This window comes from Acinetobacter pengchengensis (genome assembly GCF_982235305.1).
Genome location: NZ_CEVATJ010000001.1, coordinates 836,830 through 853,701, shown reverse-complemented (window position 1 = coordinate 853,701; position 16,872 = coordinate 836,830). Strand labels below are relative to the sequence as shown.

The window sequence follows — 16,872 nt, the reverse complement described above, 5'->3', positions numbered from 1 at the left end:
GCCGCATGGGTAGTTCATTTGCCGATGCGCTATACATAATGTCATTTCAAAAGCCAGTGAATTGTAAAATTCACTGGCTTTTGTTTTTATGGGCAGTTCATCACTTAGTCTGAATTTTTTGAGTGATTAGATTGCTAGAGGTATTTTCTCGCCTTTACACAATGTGAAAGACTTTTCGATAAAGTCGAAACCCATAGAAAGAACAACGCAACTACTATTTAATTCGTAGCCGTTTTCCACCTATTTTGTCTTATGATGATTGGGAAGCTATTTCTGTACCACATCAACAACAATAAGTTGACGATACTAGGTATTAATTTAGTAAAACGTTGATATAAAAACTGCACTTGGATCCAACTGTGCTTGAACTTTATTTCTTATCTCCAAATCAATTGCACTTTTCAAATCTAAATGAAATTTAGTGGTAGTTTTAAAAATTTCGTTATCAACTAATTGTGATAATAATTCATGTTCTTCATCCTGTTCAAAATATTCTTCAATATTAATATCAATTCTTTTTTTAAACTTGATTATTTGATTTTCTGGCTTCACATCAAAATTTTCATAATCTCTATACATATCTAAAAAATAGTAATCTTCAAGATTATTTAAAATATAACCATCAGAATGAAATTGTATTGAATTTTCAATGGATTTACTAAATATTTCTTTTGTTCTTTTATAATCAAAATCGTTAAATTTTCCTATAAGACTAGGCCTTTCAATTTCACCTAGAATTTCATACTCTCTCAAAACTCCACCAGAATATCCATTCCACATAATATTAATAAAATTCAAAGGTGATTTTTTTATTAAACCAATCAATTCTTTCTTTTTATTTCTATTGTATGGATGATTGATATACTCATATGATCTCAAAATTGTATGAAAAGCTAAAATATGCCTTAATTGATTTCGACAAAGATCTGCTTTAACACAATATTTAAGTTCAGAGTTAATAAATTCAAATACTTTATTAGCAAGTATAGAAATACCACTGGAGTAAAGATTAAATGTAAATCCAGCAACTGCTGAAAAAAACTGAAGAATTTCTTTTCTACTTAATCCTAATGTTTCCATATGTATTGTTGACAACATTATAAGAATATTATATTCATGATTATTTGGATCATTGAGATATGAGTAATATTCACTCTCAATTAAATTAATAAATTTATTTTTTACATCTTTATTAGTAATTATTTTAATATCATTAATTTTGCGAAGTTCTTCATTACTAAATGCATGACCCTCAAACAAAGATAACATTGTTATAGGAATTCTTGATTGTTTACCTTTTTGATCAATAAGAACAATAAACAACAAAACCCCAAACTTTTCAGAATAATCATACTCATGCTTAAAAGTTTCCACAATTTTATAACTAAAATTGGCAGAGTAAAACTTGAAGTGCGACATAAACCACCTAATTAATTTAAAGGGTTTATGGAGTATATAAAATTGTCATACCATCATCTTAACTTTGAAGATCGTACTGCATTAATGCTTGAGTCAAGAAAAGAAGGCTTTTCAGCCAGAAAATTTGCTGAACTCATTAAAAGACATCCTAGTACGATCTATCGTGAGCTTAAAAGAAATAGCATCAATGACGTTTATCAAGCTCGATATGCTTCTGATAACACCTTCGCTAGACGTAGACGTGGTCACAGAAAACTCAAAATCGATTCAATCCTCTGGAAATTTATTGTTGAAGCGATCCGTTGTTTATGGTCTCCTCAGCAAATAGCAAAACGTTTAAAGACATTTCCTGATTTGGATCAAACAATGAATGTAAGCCATACAACGATTTATTCAACGATACGAGCATTACCAAAGGGTGAGTTGAAAAAAGACTTATTATCCTGTCTGCGTCATGAAAATAAAAAGCGAAAAGCTAACGGTGAACCTAAAAAAGATTCTATATTACAGGATATTAAAACTATTCATGAGCGCCCAGCCGAAGTTCAAGAAAGAAAAATACCGGGTCATTGGGAAGCTGATTTAATTAAAGGTAAAGACAATAAAAGTTCGATAGCAACACTTATTGAACGAAATACACGGCTCTGTATCTTGGCAACATTACCTGATGCAAAGGCAGAATCAGTGCGCAAGGCTTTAACTGAAGCTCTGAAATATTTACCTGCAGAACTGCGTAAAACGTTGACCTATGACCGTGGACGCGAGATGGCAGAACATAAAATACTTGAAGAAGATTTAGGCATAGATGTATATTTCTGTGACCCACATTCACCCTGGCAAAAAGGCACATGCGAAAATATGAATGGTTTAATTAGGCAATATTTACCTAAAGGGATTGATTTAAATCAGGCAGATCAGCATTATTTAAATCAAGTTGCCATGTCACTGAATACTCGTCCTAGAAAAGCGTTAGATTGGCTTACACCATTAGAGAAATTTGCTCAGCTTGTTGATTATCATAAGACTTTTCAAACTGTCGCACCTCATGTTTGAATTCGCCATTGTTTAAATTTATTTGATGCTCGTTGTGAATACACTGTAATTCTGAATAATTTAACTTAAAAACAGATACTCGGTTTTCCGAGATTTCATCCAATACCCTAATCTTTCTTAAATTGTATTCAATCCCCCACAATGAAGCGACTAAATCCAGAAAATGTGTTTGCTCATGTATAATTAATGCCCTAAAATCGGAAGCACGTAAAAAACTATAAAAATTACCACTAATTTTTGTTAAATACTCATCATAATTTCCACGCCTTATTGCTAGGAGTTCATCATCGAAATCAAATGATTCATATTTAAAAAGGCTCTAGACTAGCAGATTTGCACTTAGTTTTACCTAATGAGGTCCCACAACTCTGTTGCTAGCTCATTAGGCTCCCTCATCCAACGCCATTCTGTTTCTTTAAGATGATAATCAAAATACTCTTTTGATATACCGTTGAACTTTGCTAGCCTTCTTTTACAAAAGCTCCAGAATGATTCTATTCCATTTATATGACATTGTCCTCTGGCAAATTCATTCGCTCCATGATTTACTCTAAAATGCTTTGAGTAACCAACATCTACCAAACCATTGTATCCACGCCAACCATCACTATAAATTACACTTTCAAGTGCAACTTTACCTAAGATAACTTGTTGTAATGTAGTCTTTTTACAATCAGGGACTATTTCTGTATAAACTCGACCATTCCTTTCAAATATTCCAAATACAGGTTGTTTTAAAGTACCTCGACCTCGCTTCAATTTCCCATGAAAACCACGTTGTCTTTTTGCTCCAAAATAGCTCTCATCAACTTCAATAGAACCTACAAACTTTGCTCTTAAATCTGTTTGATGATCGTAGATTGCTTCTCTAAAAAGCATGTACCAATAGTTGATGGTATTACGGTTCAAGTTAAGCAATAAGGCTGTTTTAGAAGCAGGAATATCAATGCAAAAGCACTGAATAATTTTTTTAATCTTATAGTGACTTAATTTACTGTTTTCTATCATGATTCTAGACTAACATATCTATTCTGCTAGTCTAGAGCCTTAAAAATATTACCAACAAACGTAATTAAATCTATTTCCCCAAAATTTTTAACACTTTTTGCTGTCGGCATTCTTATGTCCTATTGCTTATTATTGGCTTACGTTGCATAAGCCTAGAAACAACAAAGCCCCGATAATCGGGGCTAAGTGCTTGTAATTTGGCGGAAGCGGTGAGATTCGAACTCACGGAGGACTCACACCCTCGTCGGTTTTCAAGACCGGTGCATTAAACCGCTCTGCCACGCTTCCAATGGCGGTTATCATATAAAGAAAAATTCAGCTTGGCAAATATTTTCTAAAAATTATGATCCAAATGTTCAAAATAAAATCAAAAATCAGTCATTTTCTGCAATTTCAGGCTTTTCATAGCGTATCGAATTAATAAACCAGCTCTTTTTACCCAGCGGTGTCTGCACTTCCACCTCATCATCCACCTGTTTAGACAACAAAGCCCGAGCCATAGGTGAATCAATCGAAATATGTTGTGGATGATGATCATAAATTTCATCCACGCCCACAATTCTCAAGGTCTTTTGCTCGCCTTGTTCATTTTCAATTTCGACCCATGCGCCAAAATATACTTTGCCCTCTTGTTCAGGTGCAAAATCAACAATGCGCAATTCTTCCAAACGCTTGCCCAAATAACGCACCCGACGGTCAATTTTACGCAAAAGCTGTTTATTATAAAAAAAATCGGCATTTTCTGAACGATCGCCTAGGCTTGCCGCCCAGTTTACTTTTTTGGTGATTTCAGGGCGTTCTTCGTGCCACAAATGCTTTAACTCAGCCACGAGTTTATCGTGTCCAGAACGTGTAATTAAGTTAGATTTCATGGTGTTTTTGCAGCCATTTTTTTACATTTGGTTAACATCAATCGTATATTTTATTGCATTTTTATACACAATAAAAATTTATAAAATTTATTCCCCAATGAAATTAATATCTTATGTTGTATTTTTAAAAAAATTTATGTACAAAATTTGACATCCAAAATTTTCATCTTTATTATTCGCACATCTTTTATTTTTGATCACTTTTTAACCCGTGTAGAAATTTTACACACTTTCCCTTTAATCCCAAGTCATTTTGAATGACGTCATGACTGCCCAACCCTTATTGAATTTATCAAACTTGAAAAAGTTTAAGGTGTGTTGCCTTTGCTTTTTAGGGCATAAATTACTTGTAGCGGAGCCAACATGCACAGTAGTTCAACATCTGGGTCTAGGCTTAGCCTTCACTCATTTTTTAATCACCTCCCATTCAAAGTCCTCGCTTTCAGTACTGCTCTTCTCCCATTTCACAGTATTAACGCAGGCAAAGCCGTTCATCAATTTGACAGCGTCGTCAATCAGAACAAATTGACGGTTGTGTCTGTGGTAAATCCAACCACAGTGTTTAAAGATGGACAACATTTACATGGCTTTGGTTATGACCTAGTGCGTAACTATGCCGACAGCATGAATGTGAAACTCGAATTTAAAACGGTAAGCGACAATGCGACCGCATTAAAATGGGTGTCTTCTGGTAAAGCGAACTTTGCCATGACCACGTCGAGTATCCAAAGTATTGAAAAGCAGCAACTCACGGCATTTTCAGCCAGTTGTGGCGATTTAAATACTTTAAAGCGTAATGGTTTAAATAGTGAGTTGAACTGGGTGTTTAAACATGCAGATGATCCACTGAGCCAAACCGCAAGCAACTTTGTTTGTCATGGCAAGCAAAATGGCGCAATTAGCCAATTGGCTTCATTTTATAATCGTAATGTAGTCAAGCAAGAATCGTGGGATGTGATCCAGCGTGATTTGCGTAATCGTTTACCTTTATATAAGGCCAACTTTAAAAAGACTGCCACGCAGTACGATTTAGATTGGCATCTTTTGGCGGCCATTGGTTATCAGGAATCTTACCTTAAGCCAAACTCGGTTTCGCCAACAGGTGTGCGCGGTATTATGATGCTGACCAATAACACAGCCAAAGCAATGGGTGTAAGTAACCGTACCGATCCTGCTCAAAGTATTCAGGGTGGTGCCAAGTATTATGACCAAATGCTAAACCGCTATGATCATATTCCGTTCCCTGATCGTAATTGGTACGCACTAGTGGCTTATAACATGGGCCCAGGCGCAGTCAGTCAGATTCAGAAGCGAATTCGTGCGCAAGGTAAAAACCCAAATAACTGGGTGAACTTATATGCTTATTTAGATCGTAACAAAGCCAGCAATGGTCGTTATCGTCAAGCGGTGCAATACGTGACCCGTATTCGTGCTTATTTAGAGCATATTAAGACCACACCACAATTGGTTAACATCTAAGTCGCTTAAATCATATATTTGATTTTGTAGCTTTCTATTTATAGCCCAAATAAAAAAGCCTAGTGGATACGTCAGCTAGGCTTTTTTAATGCTGTAGCGGCAATAAATACCCACTACAGCAGAAATGACTTTAATTAAGCAGATTGCTCAAGAATCTTCTTAAACAAATCTTTTTGTTCTTGGCTTGGTTTTGCAGTTTGTAATGCCATTAATTGTGACATATCGCCCTGTACTTTAATTTTACCAGTCATAAATGCTTGCATAGCAGCCGCCATGTCAAATTCTAAGAATACTTTGCGTAAGGTTTCCGCATCCATATTTAATGTTGTTTTCGCGTTGTCCGCCAAACCTTTTTGGATTTTACCGCCATCTAAAGACAACTCAGTGTTACCTGCAGCATCAGTCACCACTAAGTTAATTGCCAGATTTGCCAATGCAGGAGGTAAATTTAAATCACCAGCTTGAGCCGTTAAGTTTTCTACAGTCGCAAACCAATCATCAGTTAAAAAAGCAGGCATGATTTTTCCTCAATATATTTGTGCATGTGTGTTGTCTATCCAGACACCATCATTATTAAGCTATTTTGCTTGCTGATTGTTATAGCATGATAACCAGAATAAAGGCTAAGAAATTTTGTACGGGACGTTCAGTTTTTGTATATTTAATACTTTATCAAATAAATCAATAGCATAAAAAAACACCAAGCCGAAGCTTGGGGTTCATGTTGAATCTAGGATTGACGCACAATTTAAACTTAGTCTGCAGCGTAGCCTAAATTGACCATATTGATGCGCTTGTTCTGCTCAGCAGCATTTTGTTCAGCCTGATCTGCAAAATCAAATACACGCTGGCTATCTAAAGCTTCAAAGTCAAATAATTCTCGGTCTGCCAATTGTGATGGCGATACATTCTGCAAAGCACCAAAAATACTGTGTAAACGCTTAGGATGGGCTTTATCCCACTCACGCAGCATGACGTTAATAATCGCACGCTGTAAGTTTTCCTGTGAACCACACAAGTTACACGGAATAATTGGGAATTTGCGCATTTCTGCATATTTGATGATGTCTTTTTCTTCCACATAAGCCAGTGGACGAATCAACATATTTTTCTTGTCTGAAGAAAGTAGCTTCGGCGGCATCGCCTTTAAACTGCCCCCATGGAACAAGTTCAAGAAAAAAGTCGCCAAAATATCATCACGGTGATGCCCAAGCGCCACTTTGGTTGCACCAATTTCCTGTGCAAAGCCATAGAGCGAACCACGGCGCAAACGTGAACATACCGCACAATAGGTTTTTCCTTCAGGGGTTAAACGCTTGGTGATGCTATAGGTGTCTTTTTCCAAAATATAATACGGAATGTTATTTTCTTCTAAATAACGCGGTAATACATCTTCAGGGAAACCAGGCTGCTTTTGGTCTAAGTTGACTGCCACCACATCAAAATTGATTGGCGCAATACGTTTAAACTGCAACATAATGTCCAGCAAGGTATAACTGTCTTTCCCGCCAGAAATACACACCATGACTTTATCGCCATCTTCAATCATATTGAAGTCACGAATCGCATGCCCGACTTGGCGACGCAGCTTTTTCAACAAACGATAATACGCAGAGCTGGTTGGGAGTTCTGGCTTGAAATTAAATCCTTGATCGGACTCAACGGGTGAGAACATAGACGAGATTAACCCATGAAAAAAATTACCGCGCAATTTTAGCCGATTCAGACCAATCCCGCATCAAAAGAATGTAATTTCATCGCAATCAAAATTTTTGTCATCGGGCTGTATTGAACCGCATGTTATTTTGAACCTTCGCGTTCAGTTTTTCGGCAAGATGCTTATCTTTTGGACTTTTCCACAGTTTTCCACAAATCCTGTGGATAACTTTGTGGATTTAAAACAACTTGACAACGCCTCTTCCCGATATTCTAAGGCTTCTCTTTAAATTGATCATTTTTTGATCGTTTTTATTTTAAATAAAAATCAACGGCTTAGGTGTGTCAAGTTAAGCCAATTAAAAAAAAATAAATATTTTTTTGATTACTCTGTCAGCAATTGAGCTTGATTTTTTTCAACACTACTGTAAATGAATTTGTACAAAGCCTTTTCATCTGTGAGATTTTTGTTAAACTCCTCATAACTGTTTGGGAACAGCTTTTAGTGTATTCACAGCATGAATAATAAAATTAATGCCTTTTTACTGTATATTTTGGGGACTGCTAGCATCATGCCTTTGGCAACGTCAACGCACGCAGGTCAAATTTATATGTATAAGGACAGCAATGGCAGTACCTTGCTGACCAACCGCAAAAGTGCAGATCGTTCACTGACTAAAGTAAAAGTCACCTATTATCCAGACAGTAATATCCACAGTTATCGCAATTGGGGCAATTCCGAAGCATCGGTATTGCCAAGTTATAGCCGTAATAAAAATGCCTTTGACCACATTATTCAGCAGGCAGCACAGCAGCACGGTGTTTCAGAAGGTCTGATTAAAGCGGTGATGCATACTGAATCGGGTTTTAATGTCAACGCCCGTTCACCTGTCGGTGCACAAGGTTTAATGCAACTCATGCCTGCGACAGCACGGCGTTTTAATGTCAGCAATGCTTATGACCCGCATGAAAACATTATGGCGGGTGCAAAATATTTAGCTTGGTTACTCAAACGCTTTAATGGCAACACCACTTTAGCTTTGGCAGGTTATAATGCAGGCGAAGGTAATGTCACAAAATACGGCGGCGTACCACCTTTTCGTGAAACACAAGACTATGTACGGCGTGTGACCAGTCGTTTTAACAACCTGTATGCTAGCGGTGTCAATGCAAGTTCTAGCAACAGCGCAATTACGGCAAATAACAATAGCAATACTCAGAGCCAAAATGCACAAGTGATTGCGCAGTCAGAGAATTACACCGCCAGTAATCATCAAGTGGCGACAAACAAACGCCCACAACGTCAAATTATTATGGCCGCCGATGGTCGCTTTACCGATGCCCCAACGGGCTCTTATGCCACGGGCAATGCCACAGCTTCGGCACGTATTTTCATTTCAGAATAAAGTCGATATTTTTGGTACAGTTTTATTATTTTTTCTTGAATTTTTAATACATACACCGCATATTTATGGCATGGTTTATTAATAAATCAGATTACATTTTTAATATAAGAGGATTTACTCAATGATGCGGATTGGTTTGTTCTTGCTAACCAACCTCGCGGTACTGGTTGTAGCTGGCATAATTTTGTCACTCTTCGGTGTCGGTAGTTACCATGGCGCGGGTGGCTTAAACCTAGGCAACCTGTTGGTCATCTGTTTTGTCTTTGGTATGGTTGGCTCTTTAATTTCACTATTCATGTCTAAATGGATGGCGAAAAAAACAACTGGAACTGAATTAATTGACCCAAATGCCCCTCGTAACCAAGCTGAAGCGTGGTTATTAAATGAAGTTGCACAATTGTCGCAACGTGCTGGTATCAAAATGCCAGAAGTGGGTATTTTCCCTTCTTACCAATCGAATGCTTTTGCAACAGGTTGGAATAAAAACGATGCTTTAGTGGCTGTATCTACAGGGCTACTTGAGCGTATGAACAAAGATGAATTACGTGCAGTTTTGGCACACGAAATTGGGCACGTTGCCAATGGTGACATGGTGACCTTGGCGCTAATTCAAGGCGTGGTCAACGCATTCGTCATGTTCTTTGCTCGTGTTGCAGGTGACTTTATTGACCGTAATGTCTTTGGTCGTGAAGATGGCGAAGCCCCAGGCTTAGCTTACTTTGCAATTACCATTGTATTAGATATTGTCTTTGGTATTTTGGCATCTTCAATTGTGATGTGGTTCTCGCGTCAACGTGAATACCGTGCAGATGAAGCAGGTGCACGTTTAGCAGGTAAACAAGCTATGATTTCTGCGTTATTGCGTTTACAAGCAGAGTCTGAAATGCCAGATGCTATGCCAAAAGAAATGAAAGCTTTTGCAATTTCTGCAGGCAAAGAAGAAGGTTTTAGCTTGGCAGCGTTATTCCAAACTCACCCAAGTATTGAACAACGTGTTGCAGCTTTACAGCAATTAAATTTACCTTAATGCTCATAGCGATACAGTAACAGTTACATCAAAAAGCTTCCTCAGGGAAGCTTTTTTTCATGTCTGTAAATTAGATCTGCTGCGTAGTTTTGGAATATATTAAACAGGTTCTTTAAAACCCAAAACTTTGCGACCAGTGCCACAACCAACTTGCACCAAGCCAGACCGCCCAAACAAAGAAAATAAGAAAAATCACGCCAAGCAAATCAGGCAAATGTAACCACAGCCATGCGACTACGGGATTACGCCAAAATGCCGAGTATTGTTGTTTATGTTCCAATCGCTCATGTAAAAAAGGATGCACCACATGATGTTCACTGTGAATCTGATATTCTTCACGGATATGCGTATGCACTACATCTAAAGCTTTGCGGCTTGGGCGAATAAATACATCAAATAGTGTACCGACAATTGGCACAAAACCAACCACCGCATCCACCACAGCAAGTTTAATCACTGGCGTGAGTTTGGTTTGCGGTACGCCAATTTGTTTGGCTTTATAAATCGCATAACAGGTCAGTGCAAAACCTGCAGCATCCCCTGCAATAGGTACAGTTCCCAATGCAGCATCGGCTCCCACACCCTGCTTGGTAAATGGAATACGCACCACAGAATCCATCATATTGGCAAATTTGGCTAAATCGCGCTCTAAGCGAATCACCTCTTGCTGGCTAAGTTTTTTTGAAGATGCAGGTTCTGGCATAGAAAACGTATCGTTAGGTAAGTGCAATCTACTTGAGAATAAAGCTGTTTTTTGCTCAAGTCTGTATTGTTTTGATAAATAGAATTTTGATCAATGGAAAAAGTTTTAAGATAAAATTGCAATGAGTCACATCATCACCGACAGCATTTAAAGTAACAACTGCGAAGCGATAAATAAGTACACCACCACGCCTGTTGCATCACAAATCGATGTTACCAAAGGCGCAGAGGCACTAGCAGGGTCTAGTTTCAGGCGATGCAAAATAAAAGGTAGACTCATGCCAATTAAACAGCCCATCAGCACAATGCCCAACATACTCAGTGCTAATACTACAGACACCATCATATCGCCACGATAATAGCCTAAAATTGAGACCGCAAAAGCCATAGTTCCACCCAAACACAGCGCTACTAAACTTTCACGCCCGAGTAAATGCAACCAATCTTTAAATTGCACATCGCCTGTAGCTAGTGCCCGTACCATTAAGGTCGCAGACTGAGAACCCGCATTACCACCACTACCGACCAAAAGTGGCAAGAAAAAAACCAGCACAATATGTGCTGCAATAATATCTTCGTAATGGGCAATGCCGATTCCTGACAATAAACTACCAAATACCAAAATCACCAACCAAAACACACGTTTGCGGTATAGAAACAAAATTGGCGCAGTTTTTATACTCATGCCAGGAGAAGATGCGACCGCACTGGATTTTAAAAAGTCTTCCGTGGTTTCTGCCTGTACCACGTCCATCGCATCATCGTAGGTGACAATCCCCAGTAAATGCTGTGCGTGGTCTACAATCGGCAAGGCCAAAAAATCATAATGGCTGAGTTTTTGCGCAATACTTTCCTGATCTTCTGTCACTAAACCAGTGACTAAATCGGTGCACATCACATTTTTAATTTTTTGTTCAGGTGGGTTTTGAATAATTTCTCTTAAAGAAATCACTCCCAATAGTTTCATCAACTCATCGACAATATAAATCAGGTACAAAGTTTCCCGATCTGCGGTCATTCTGCGCAATTCAGCTATAGCTTGCTGCATGTTTAGTTCTGGTGAGAGCACCACGAAATCCGAACTCATAATCGCGCCCGCAGATTCTTCAGGATAGCGCGCTAAAGTCTGAATCTGTGCGCGTTTTTCTTCCGTAATGTGTAAGCTGACAAAGTGCTGTAAAGGCGGCGAAAGTAACTTAAATAAATCGGTACGGTCATCTGAATGCATGGCTGAAATCAGTTTGACCAATTGCTGCGGTACCATCGCTTCGGCAATTTGAAGTTGTGAATGCAGTGGTAAAAATTCCATCACTAAGGCAGCACTGTCAATTTGCTCAATTAAACTAAGCTGTGCTTTCAGACTCAAGTGCTGCATTAAGTCGGCTAAATCGGCAGGGTTGATACCATCTATCAATCTGCTCACTGTACTTGGCTGATGTAATTGCAAGGCTTGTTCTAACTGTTCAGCGTGCAGATTGGTCATTGATCTCCCCCACTCCATCATTCCAAAACGTAAAATGAAGAATGGGCGAAGTGTCTCAGCCCAAACCAGTGCTTAAAATCCGAAAACAGGTTGATGAATGCAAGATTTTGAGCGTTTTATATCATAGCCTATTATTCTGCTAAGTACTTAATAAAAAACACCTTTAATTCATAGACTAAGAACGATTGACTTGAAATACAGCACGAATCAGCACATACATAAATGGAATAAAAACAAGCACTAAAATTGTGCCAAAAATTACCCCACCCAAAACACTCACCCCAATTTCCTGACGACTTGCTGCACCTGCACCAAACGCAAATACTAGCGGTAAAATACCTGCACCAAATGCCAATGAGGTCATTAAAATAGGTCTAAGCCGCAAACTCGCACCTTCCAAAGCGGCTTGAATGACTTGTTTGCCTTGTTGCTGCGCAGCCGAAGCAAATTCCACAATTAAGATGGCATTTTTACATGACAAACCAATGGTGGTAAGCAATGCAATTTGGAAATAAATGTCATTTGGGAAACCTGCCAAATAACTGAAAATAATATTTCCACCAATTCCTAAAGGAATGGCACTCATGACCGCTGTGGGAATACTCCAACTTTCATACAAGGCCGCAAGGCACAAGAAAATAAACCCGATAGAAACCAAATACAGTAACAAAGCCTGATTACTGGACTGATTTTCTTCAAAAGACAATCCACTCCATGCCAAGTCAATGCCCTGCTGCTGTGCCACCATCTGTTCTAAATCACGCATCGCCTGCCCCGAGCTATATCCTTCAGCAGTGTCAGCTTCCATTTGCAAAGCGCTATAACCCATAAACCGATTGACCACTTCTGGCCCACCACTCCAGCTGAGTTGAGCAAACTGGCTAAAAGGTACCATTTGATTTTGCTGACTGCGTACCGACCATTGGTTCAAATCTTCAGGTTTGCCACGAAACTCGGCATCACCCTGCATAATCACGCGCTTAATTCGACCACGGTCAATAAAATCGTTGATATAACTGCCGCCCCAAGCAGCCGCTAAAGTACTGTTAATCGCTGTTTGATTTAAACCTGCAGCCATCGCCTGTTTCTGATCAATCGTGACGTTTAGCTCTGCTTTTTCAGGATTGGCGCGTTGATCTAAATTTTTAAAGCTTGGATATTGAGTGGCTTGCTGCTGCAAATTTTGAAATTGCTGGGTTAAAAAATCACGTCCTGTACCGTTCACATCACGCATCCAAAACTCTAAACCATCTGTTTGCCCCAAACCACGGACTGCTGCGGGCATGCCAATGGTAATGTGTGCATTGGGATGCTGTCGAAAATGCTGCATGGCGCGTTCACGAATGGCTTGTGCAGTATGTTGCTGCCCTTGACGTTCATCCCAATGTTTTAGCGCAATAAAACCCTGCCCTAAATTCTGCCCTGTTCCCGAAAAATTACGTCCATAACGAATCATCACCAAATCGACATTCTGGGCTTCATGCTGCATAAAGTATTCACGTATGCTTTCGCCCACTTCACGACTTTTAGACAACGGCGCACCTTCCTGCAATTTAAACTGCACCGTCAACATGCCCTGATCTTCATTGGGAATAAAACTGGTAGGTAAGGCACGGTAAAACATAGCAAAAACTGTCAGTAAACCTGCAAAAACAACTAGACATACCGCTTTATGCTGAATCGTCCAGCCTGCTAATTTGAGATAGTGTTGTTTTATGCGTTCCAGTTTTTGATTAAACCAGATGGCCCATTGGGCTGGTTGTGGGTTGGGTTTTAAAATCAAGGCACATAAGGCAGGCGTTAAAATTAATGCCACACCTAAAGACAGTGCCATCGCAGTGACTAAGGTGATGGAAAACTGGCGATAAATCACTCCAGTTGAACCACCAAAAAATGCCATAGGAATAAATACTGCGGTTAAAACCAAAGTAATACCGACCAAAGCACCACTAATTTCCTGCATCGATGCGATGGATGCCTGTTTAGCCGAGAGCTGCTGTTCGTGCATCAAACGCTCGACGTTTTCGACCACGACAATCGCATCATCCACCAATAAACCAATCGCCAATACCAAAGCAAATAAGGTCAGCGTGTTAATACTCATGCCAAAGAGTTGCAACACGGCCATGGTGCCTAAAATCACCACAGGCACGGTTACGGTAGGAATGAGCGTCGCGCGCCAGTTTTGTAAAAACAAGAACATCACGATGACAACTAAAATCACCGCTTCAATTAAAGTTTTCACCACTTCTTTAATCGATTCCTGCACGAAAGGCGTGTTATCGCGTGGATAGACAATTTGGTAACCTTCGGGCAATTGATGTTTTAAATGCTCAATTTGTTTTTGAATTAAGGCTGAAGTTTGTAACGCATTGGCACCAGACGATAATGAAATCCCCATACCTGCCGATGGAAAACCATTAATGGTATTAAAGCTTTGATAATTTTCTGCACCAAGCTCAATACGTGCCACATCTTTTAAATAAACAAAGCCACCTGCCTGATCTGCTTTTAAAATAATATTTTCAAATTCTTCTACCGTTTTTAAGCGTGAACCTGAGGTGACTTTGGCATTGAGATATTGTTCTTGTGCTGTGGGCAATTCACCAATTGCCCCTGCTGCAACTTGAGTATTTTGTGCCAATACCGCAGCACGTACATCACTTGGCATCAGCACATATTGTTTTAACTTTATCGGATTCAGCCAAATCCGCATTGCATATTGCGCACCAAAAACATCGACCTCACCCACACCTTCAATGCGTGCCAACTCTTGCTCTAAATGACTCATCATATAGTCAGACAATGCAATATTGCTGCTTTTGCCTGTGGCATCGTACAGCCCAATGACCATGTGGGTATCGCCCAATGACTTAAAGACATTCACCCCCTGACGCTGCACATCTTCAGGTAAGCGGTTAATTGCACCATTAATCGCATTTTGTACCTGGACTTGTGCGGTATCGGGGTTGGTACCATTTTCAAAGCTAATGCTGATTCGACTTCGTCCTGAAGAATCACTGCTAGAACTAAAATACAGTAAGTGATCTAAGCCTTTAATTTGCTGTTCCAAAACCTGTGTGACGCTTTCTTCAACAGTTTCTGCCGAAGCTCCTGTATAGGTTGCACTGACAGTGATACGAGGTGGTGCAATGTCTGGGTAGCGTTCTACAGGTAAATTTAATACTGAAAAAATCCCGAGTGCCATCACCACAATGGCGAGCACACCTGCAAAAATAGGACGTTCAATAAAAAATTTAGACAGCATAAAACTAGATCACTTATAGATAACAATATTGATATTTATATGAAATGAATCAAGTGGATGAAGATCATCAAAAAAACTTGAAACTGTATTTCAAATTAACACAGCTAAATAGAACTTCTATGACTGCATATCAAAAAACCTAGTTTTGACACAAAAATGTTGATTGGTCTTCATTCTTTCTTACAGATTTTTTAATTTACCCTCCCAATTTTGGGATAGCACCTAGATTCATCTTATTTCTATACTGCAGACATGACAATTTAAATAACAAGGAATTCATGATGAAAAAACTTTATTATGCTTAACTTTAGCAGGCTTACTCAGCGCATGTGGTGGTTCAGACAATGATTCTGGTAGTTCTGCTCCCCCACCTTCAAGCTCCCTAAAAACTGGGATACTGACCGATGGACCTGTAACTGGGGTTAAATATCTCAGAGCTTCGAGTTCAGGTGAAAGTAGTGAAGGTACAACCAATGATAAAGGTGAGTTTGAATATGCAGAGGGTGATACTGTCCGCTTCTTTATTGGCGATGTCCAACTGGGTGAAGCGATTAAAGCCAAAGCACGTATTACCCCACTAGATTTGGCTGAAAGTGAAAATGCCCGTACCAACTTAATGGTATTTTTACAATCTTTAGATAGCGATGGCGACCATAGTAATGGGATTGAGATTAGTGCAGAGACTCAAGCAGCCTTCAACCCTGTAAATCTAACTTTTGAACAAAATAGCACCGATTTCACAACTGAAGTGCTTAGCAAAACAACCCTCACAGTTGACCAACTCGTGACACCAGAAAAAGCTGCAGAAAACTTCCAAGCCACCTTTTATAAAGATATTGCTGGAACTTGGGAAATTGGACGCACCAATACATCTGCTGTTGTATTACATATTTTACCAGACGGACGTTACGCGCTAGGTGAAGCAGATGAAGCTGATGTAACGGGGCAACCTGGTATTGAAATAGGACGACTAAATTGGAATGCTTTAACTTCAGCGCTGAGTCCAGAGATCTCACTCGATACAAACGGTGACTACGGGCTTTCACATCCTGACAATGATGGTCAATACCGCTTAAGTTATAACGGTACAGATTTAGTGCTGACCGATGTAGGAAGTAATAGCACCTATATTTTAACTAAAGTCAAACAATCATCAGGTCTAGTCGGTACTTGGAAGTTCTCAGAAACTCAACTCTTTGCCTTCTTTGACAATAACTACTACTTCTTCCTAGATGGAGAAGGTGGTGAAGATTGCGGTTGGGCGGGAATTGAATATGGCAAGTTATCCATTACTGCGAATACACTCACACCTACCGAAGTTTTTTATGACACTAACGAATGTGCTGGATTCCATGATAGCTTTGACAATTCCAAATCAATTGTAAACTATACTATTTCAGGCACAAGTCTGACCATAGGCACACAAGGCGAACCCTCTGTTACCCTTCAACGTAGTAACTAAAATACTCAGAAGCAGCCTAAGCCCGACTTAGGCTGCA

At 39.2% G+C, this 16,872-nt stretch carries 13 protein-coding genes and 1 tRNA gene; 5 read left to right on the top strand and 9 right to left on the bottom strand.

Annotated features, from left to right (window positions below):
* Positions 1-318: 318 nt before the first annotated feature.
* Positions 319-1,419: a hypothetical protein gene (locus AC0T5Z_RS04175; protein WP_473786265.1), complete on the bottom strand. Its 1,101-nt coding sequence runs from the start codon at positions 1,417-1,419 to the stop codon at positions 319-321.
* A 27-nt stretch (positions 1,420-1,446) separates the two neighbouring features.
* Here AC0T5Z_RS04175 and AC0T5Z_RS04170 point away from each other — a divergent pair, with 27 nt between their 5' ends.
* Complete coding sequence (locus AC0T5Z_RS04170) at positions 1,447-2,472, top strand: IS30-like element ISAba125 family transposase (RefSeq protein ID WP_010326927.1); 1,026 nt, start codon at positions 1,447-1,449, stop codon at positions 2,470-2,472.
* Between the two features lie 345 nt (positions 2,473-2,817).
* On the opposite strand, the gene AC0T5Z_RS04165 is transcribed toward AC0T5Z_RS04170, so the two are convergent.
* From AC0T5Z_RS04165 to greB, 3 genes are all read right to left on the bottom strand, one after another.
* Positions 2,818-3,480, bottom strand: coding sequence for an IS1595 family transposase (locus AC0T5Z_RS04165; RefSeq protein WP_152875444.1), 663 nt, complete (start codon positions 3,478-3,480; stop codon positions 2,818-2,820).
* Positions 3,481-3,678: 198 nt separating this feature from the next.
* A tRNA-Ser gene (locus AC0T5Z_RS04160) sits at positions 3,679-3,768 on the bottom strand.
* Between the two features lie 86 nt (positions 3,769-3,854).
* Complete coding sequence (gene greB, locus AC0T5Z_RS04155) at positions 3,855-4,352, bottom strand: transcription elongation factor GreB (protein ID WP_435337525.1); 498 nt, start codon at positions 4,350-4,352, stop codon at positions 3,855-3,857.
* 363 nt (positions 4,353-4,715) lie between these two features.
* Here greB and AC0T5Z_RS04150 point away from each other — a divergent pair, with 363 nt between their 5' ends.
* Positions 4,716-5,831 carry an MltF family protein gene (locus AC0T5Z_RS04150; RefSeq protein ID WP_315280504.1) on the top strand — a complete coding sequence of 372 codons (1,116 nt, stop codon included), beginning with the start codon at positions 4,716-4,718 and terminating at the stop codon, positions 5,829-5,831.
* Between the two features lie 134 nt (positions 5,832-5,965).
* On the opposite strand, the gene AC0T5Z_RS04145 is transcribed toward AC0T5Z_RS04150, so the two are convergent.
* Together AC0T5Z_RS04145 and ttcA are read right to left on the bottom strand one after the other, a co-directional pair.
* Complete coding sequence (locus AC0T5Z_RS04145; RefSeq protein WP_004972111.1) at positions 5,966-6,349, bottom strand: SCP2 sterol-binding domain-containing protein; 384 nt, start codon at positions 6,347-6,349, stop codon at positions 5,966-5,968.
* A 236-nt stretch (positions 6,350-6,585) separates the two neighbouring features.
* Entirely contained in the window at positions 6,586-7,506 is a 921-nt protein-coding gene (ttcA, locus tag AC0T5Z_RS04140) for a tRNA 2-thiocytidine(32) synthetase TtcA (RefSeq protein WP_291333438.1), read from the bottom strand.
* Between the two features lie 499 nt (positions 7,507-8,005).
* On the opposite strand from ttcA, the gene AC0T5Z_RS04135 reads away from it, so the two are divergent.
* Both AC0T5Z_RS04135 and htpX read left to right on the top strand, forming a co-directional pair.
* Entirely contained in the window at positions 8,006-8,893 is an 888-nt protein-coding gene (locus AC0T5Z_RS04135; RefSeq protein ID WP_414630565.1) for a lytic transglycosylase domain-containing protein, read from the top strand.
* Positions 8,894-9,014: 121 nt separating this feature from the next.
* Positions 9,015-9,920 (top strand): protease HtpX, encoded by a 906-nt coding sequence (htpX, locus tag AC0T5Z_RS04130; protein ID WP_004972117.1) that lies wholly within the window; start codon positions 9,015-9,017, stop codon positions 9,918-9,920.
* Between the two features lie 112 nt (positions 9,921-10,032).
* Here the strand turns inward: htpX and AC0T5Z_RS04125 are convergent, their stop codons facing one another.
* The 3 genes from AC0T5Z_RS04125 to AC0T5Z_RS04115 form a co-directional block, all read right to left on the bottom strand.
* Complete coding sequence (locus tag AC0T5Z_RS04125; RefSeq protein WP_435337524.1) at positions 10,033-10,623, bottom strand: DUF4112 domain-containing protein; 591 nt, start codon at positions 10,621-10,623, stop codon at positions 10,033-10,035.
* Between the two features lie 147 nt (positions 10,624-10,770).
* Positions 10,771-12,105: a magnesium transporter gene (gene mgtE, locus AC0T5Z_RS04120; protein ID WP_435337523.1), complete on the bottom strand. Its 1,335-nt coding sequence runs from the start codon at positions 12,103-12,105 to the stop codon at positions 10,771-10,773.
* Positions 12,106-12,280: 175 nt separating this feature from the next.
* Positions 12,281-15,373 (bottom strand): multidrug efflux RND transporter permease subunit, encoded by a 3,093-nt coding sequence (locus tag AC0T5Z_RS04115; RefSeq protein WP_435337522.1) that lies wholly within the window; start codon positions 15,371-15,373, stop codon positions 12,281-12,283.
* Positions 15,374-16,157: 784 nt separating this feature from the next.
* Here AC0T5Z_RS04115 and AC0T5Z_RS04110 point away from each other — a divergent pair.
* Entirely contained in the window at positions 16,158-16,835 is a 678-nt protein-coding gene (locus AC0T5Z_RS04110; protein WP_473786264.1) for a hypothetical protein, read from the top strand.
* Positions 16,836-16,872 lie beyond the last annotated feature (37 nt).

Bases quoted from the DNA above. Each gene is read 5' to 3' on its own strand.
- AC0T5Z_RS04150 (WP_315280504.1), top strand. From the start codon at position 4,716: ATGCACAGTAGTTCAACATCTGGGTCTAGGCTTAGCCTTCACTCATTT.
- greB (WP_435337525.1), bottom strand. From the start codon at position 4,352: ATGAAATCTAACTTAATTACACGTTCTGGACACGATAAACTCGTGGCT.
- htpX (WP_004972117.1), top strand. From the start codon at position 9,015: ATGATGCGGATTGGTTTGTTCTTGCTAACCAACCTCGCGGTACTGGTT.
- AC0T5Z_RS04175 (WP_473786265.1), bottom strand. From the start codon at position 1,419: ATGTCGCACTTCAAGTTTTACTCTGCCAATTTTAGTTATAAAATTGTG.
- AC0T5Z_RS04165 (WP_152875444.1), bottom strand. From the start codon at position 3,480: ATGATAGAAAACAGTAAATTAAGTCACTATAAGATTAAAAAAATTATT.
- AC0T5Z_RS04170 (WP_010326927.1), top strand. From the start codon at position 1,447: ATGGAGTATATAAAATTGTCATACCATCATCTTAACTTTGAAGATCGT.
- AC0T5Z_RS04135 (WP_414630565.1), top strand. From the start codon at position 8,006: ATGAATAATAAAATTAATGCCTTTTTACTGTATATTTTGGGGACTGCT.
- AC0T5Z_RS04115 (WP_435337522.1), bottom strand. From the start codon at position 15,373: ATGCTGTCTAAATTTTTTATTGAACGTCCTATTTTTGCAGGTGTGCTC.
- ttcA (WP_291333438.1), bottom strand. From the start codon at position 7,506: ATGTTCTCACCCGTTGAGTCCGATCAAGGATTTAATTTCAAGCCAGAA.
- mgtE (WP_435337523.1), bottom strand. From the start codon at position 12,105: ATGACCAATCTGCACGCTGAACAGTTAGAACAAGCCTTGCAATTACAT.
- AC0T5Z_RS04125 (WP_435337524.1), bottom strand. From the start codon at position 10,623: ATGCCAGAACCTGCATCTTCAAAAAAACTTAGCCAGCAAGAGGTGATT.
- AC0T5Z_RS04145 (WP_004972111.1), bottom strand. From the start codon at position 6,349: ATGCCTGCTTTTTTAACTGATGATTGGTTTGCGACTGTAGAAAACTTA.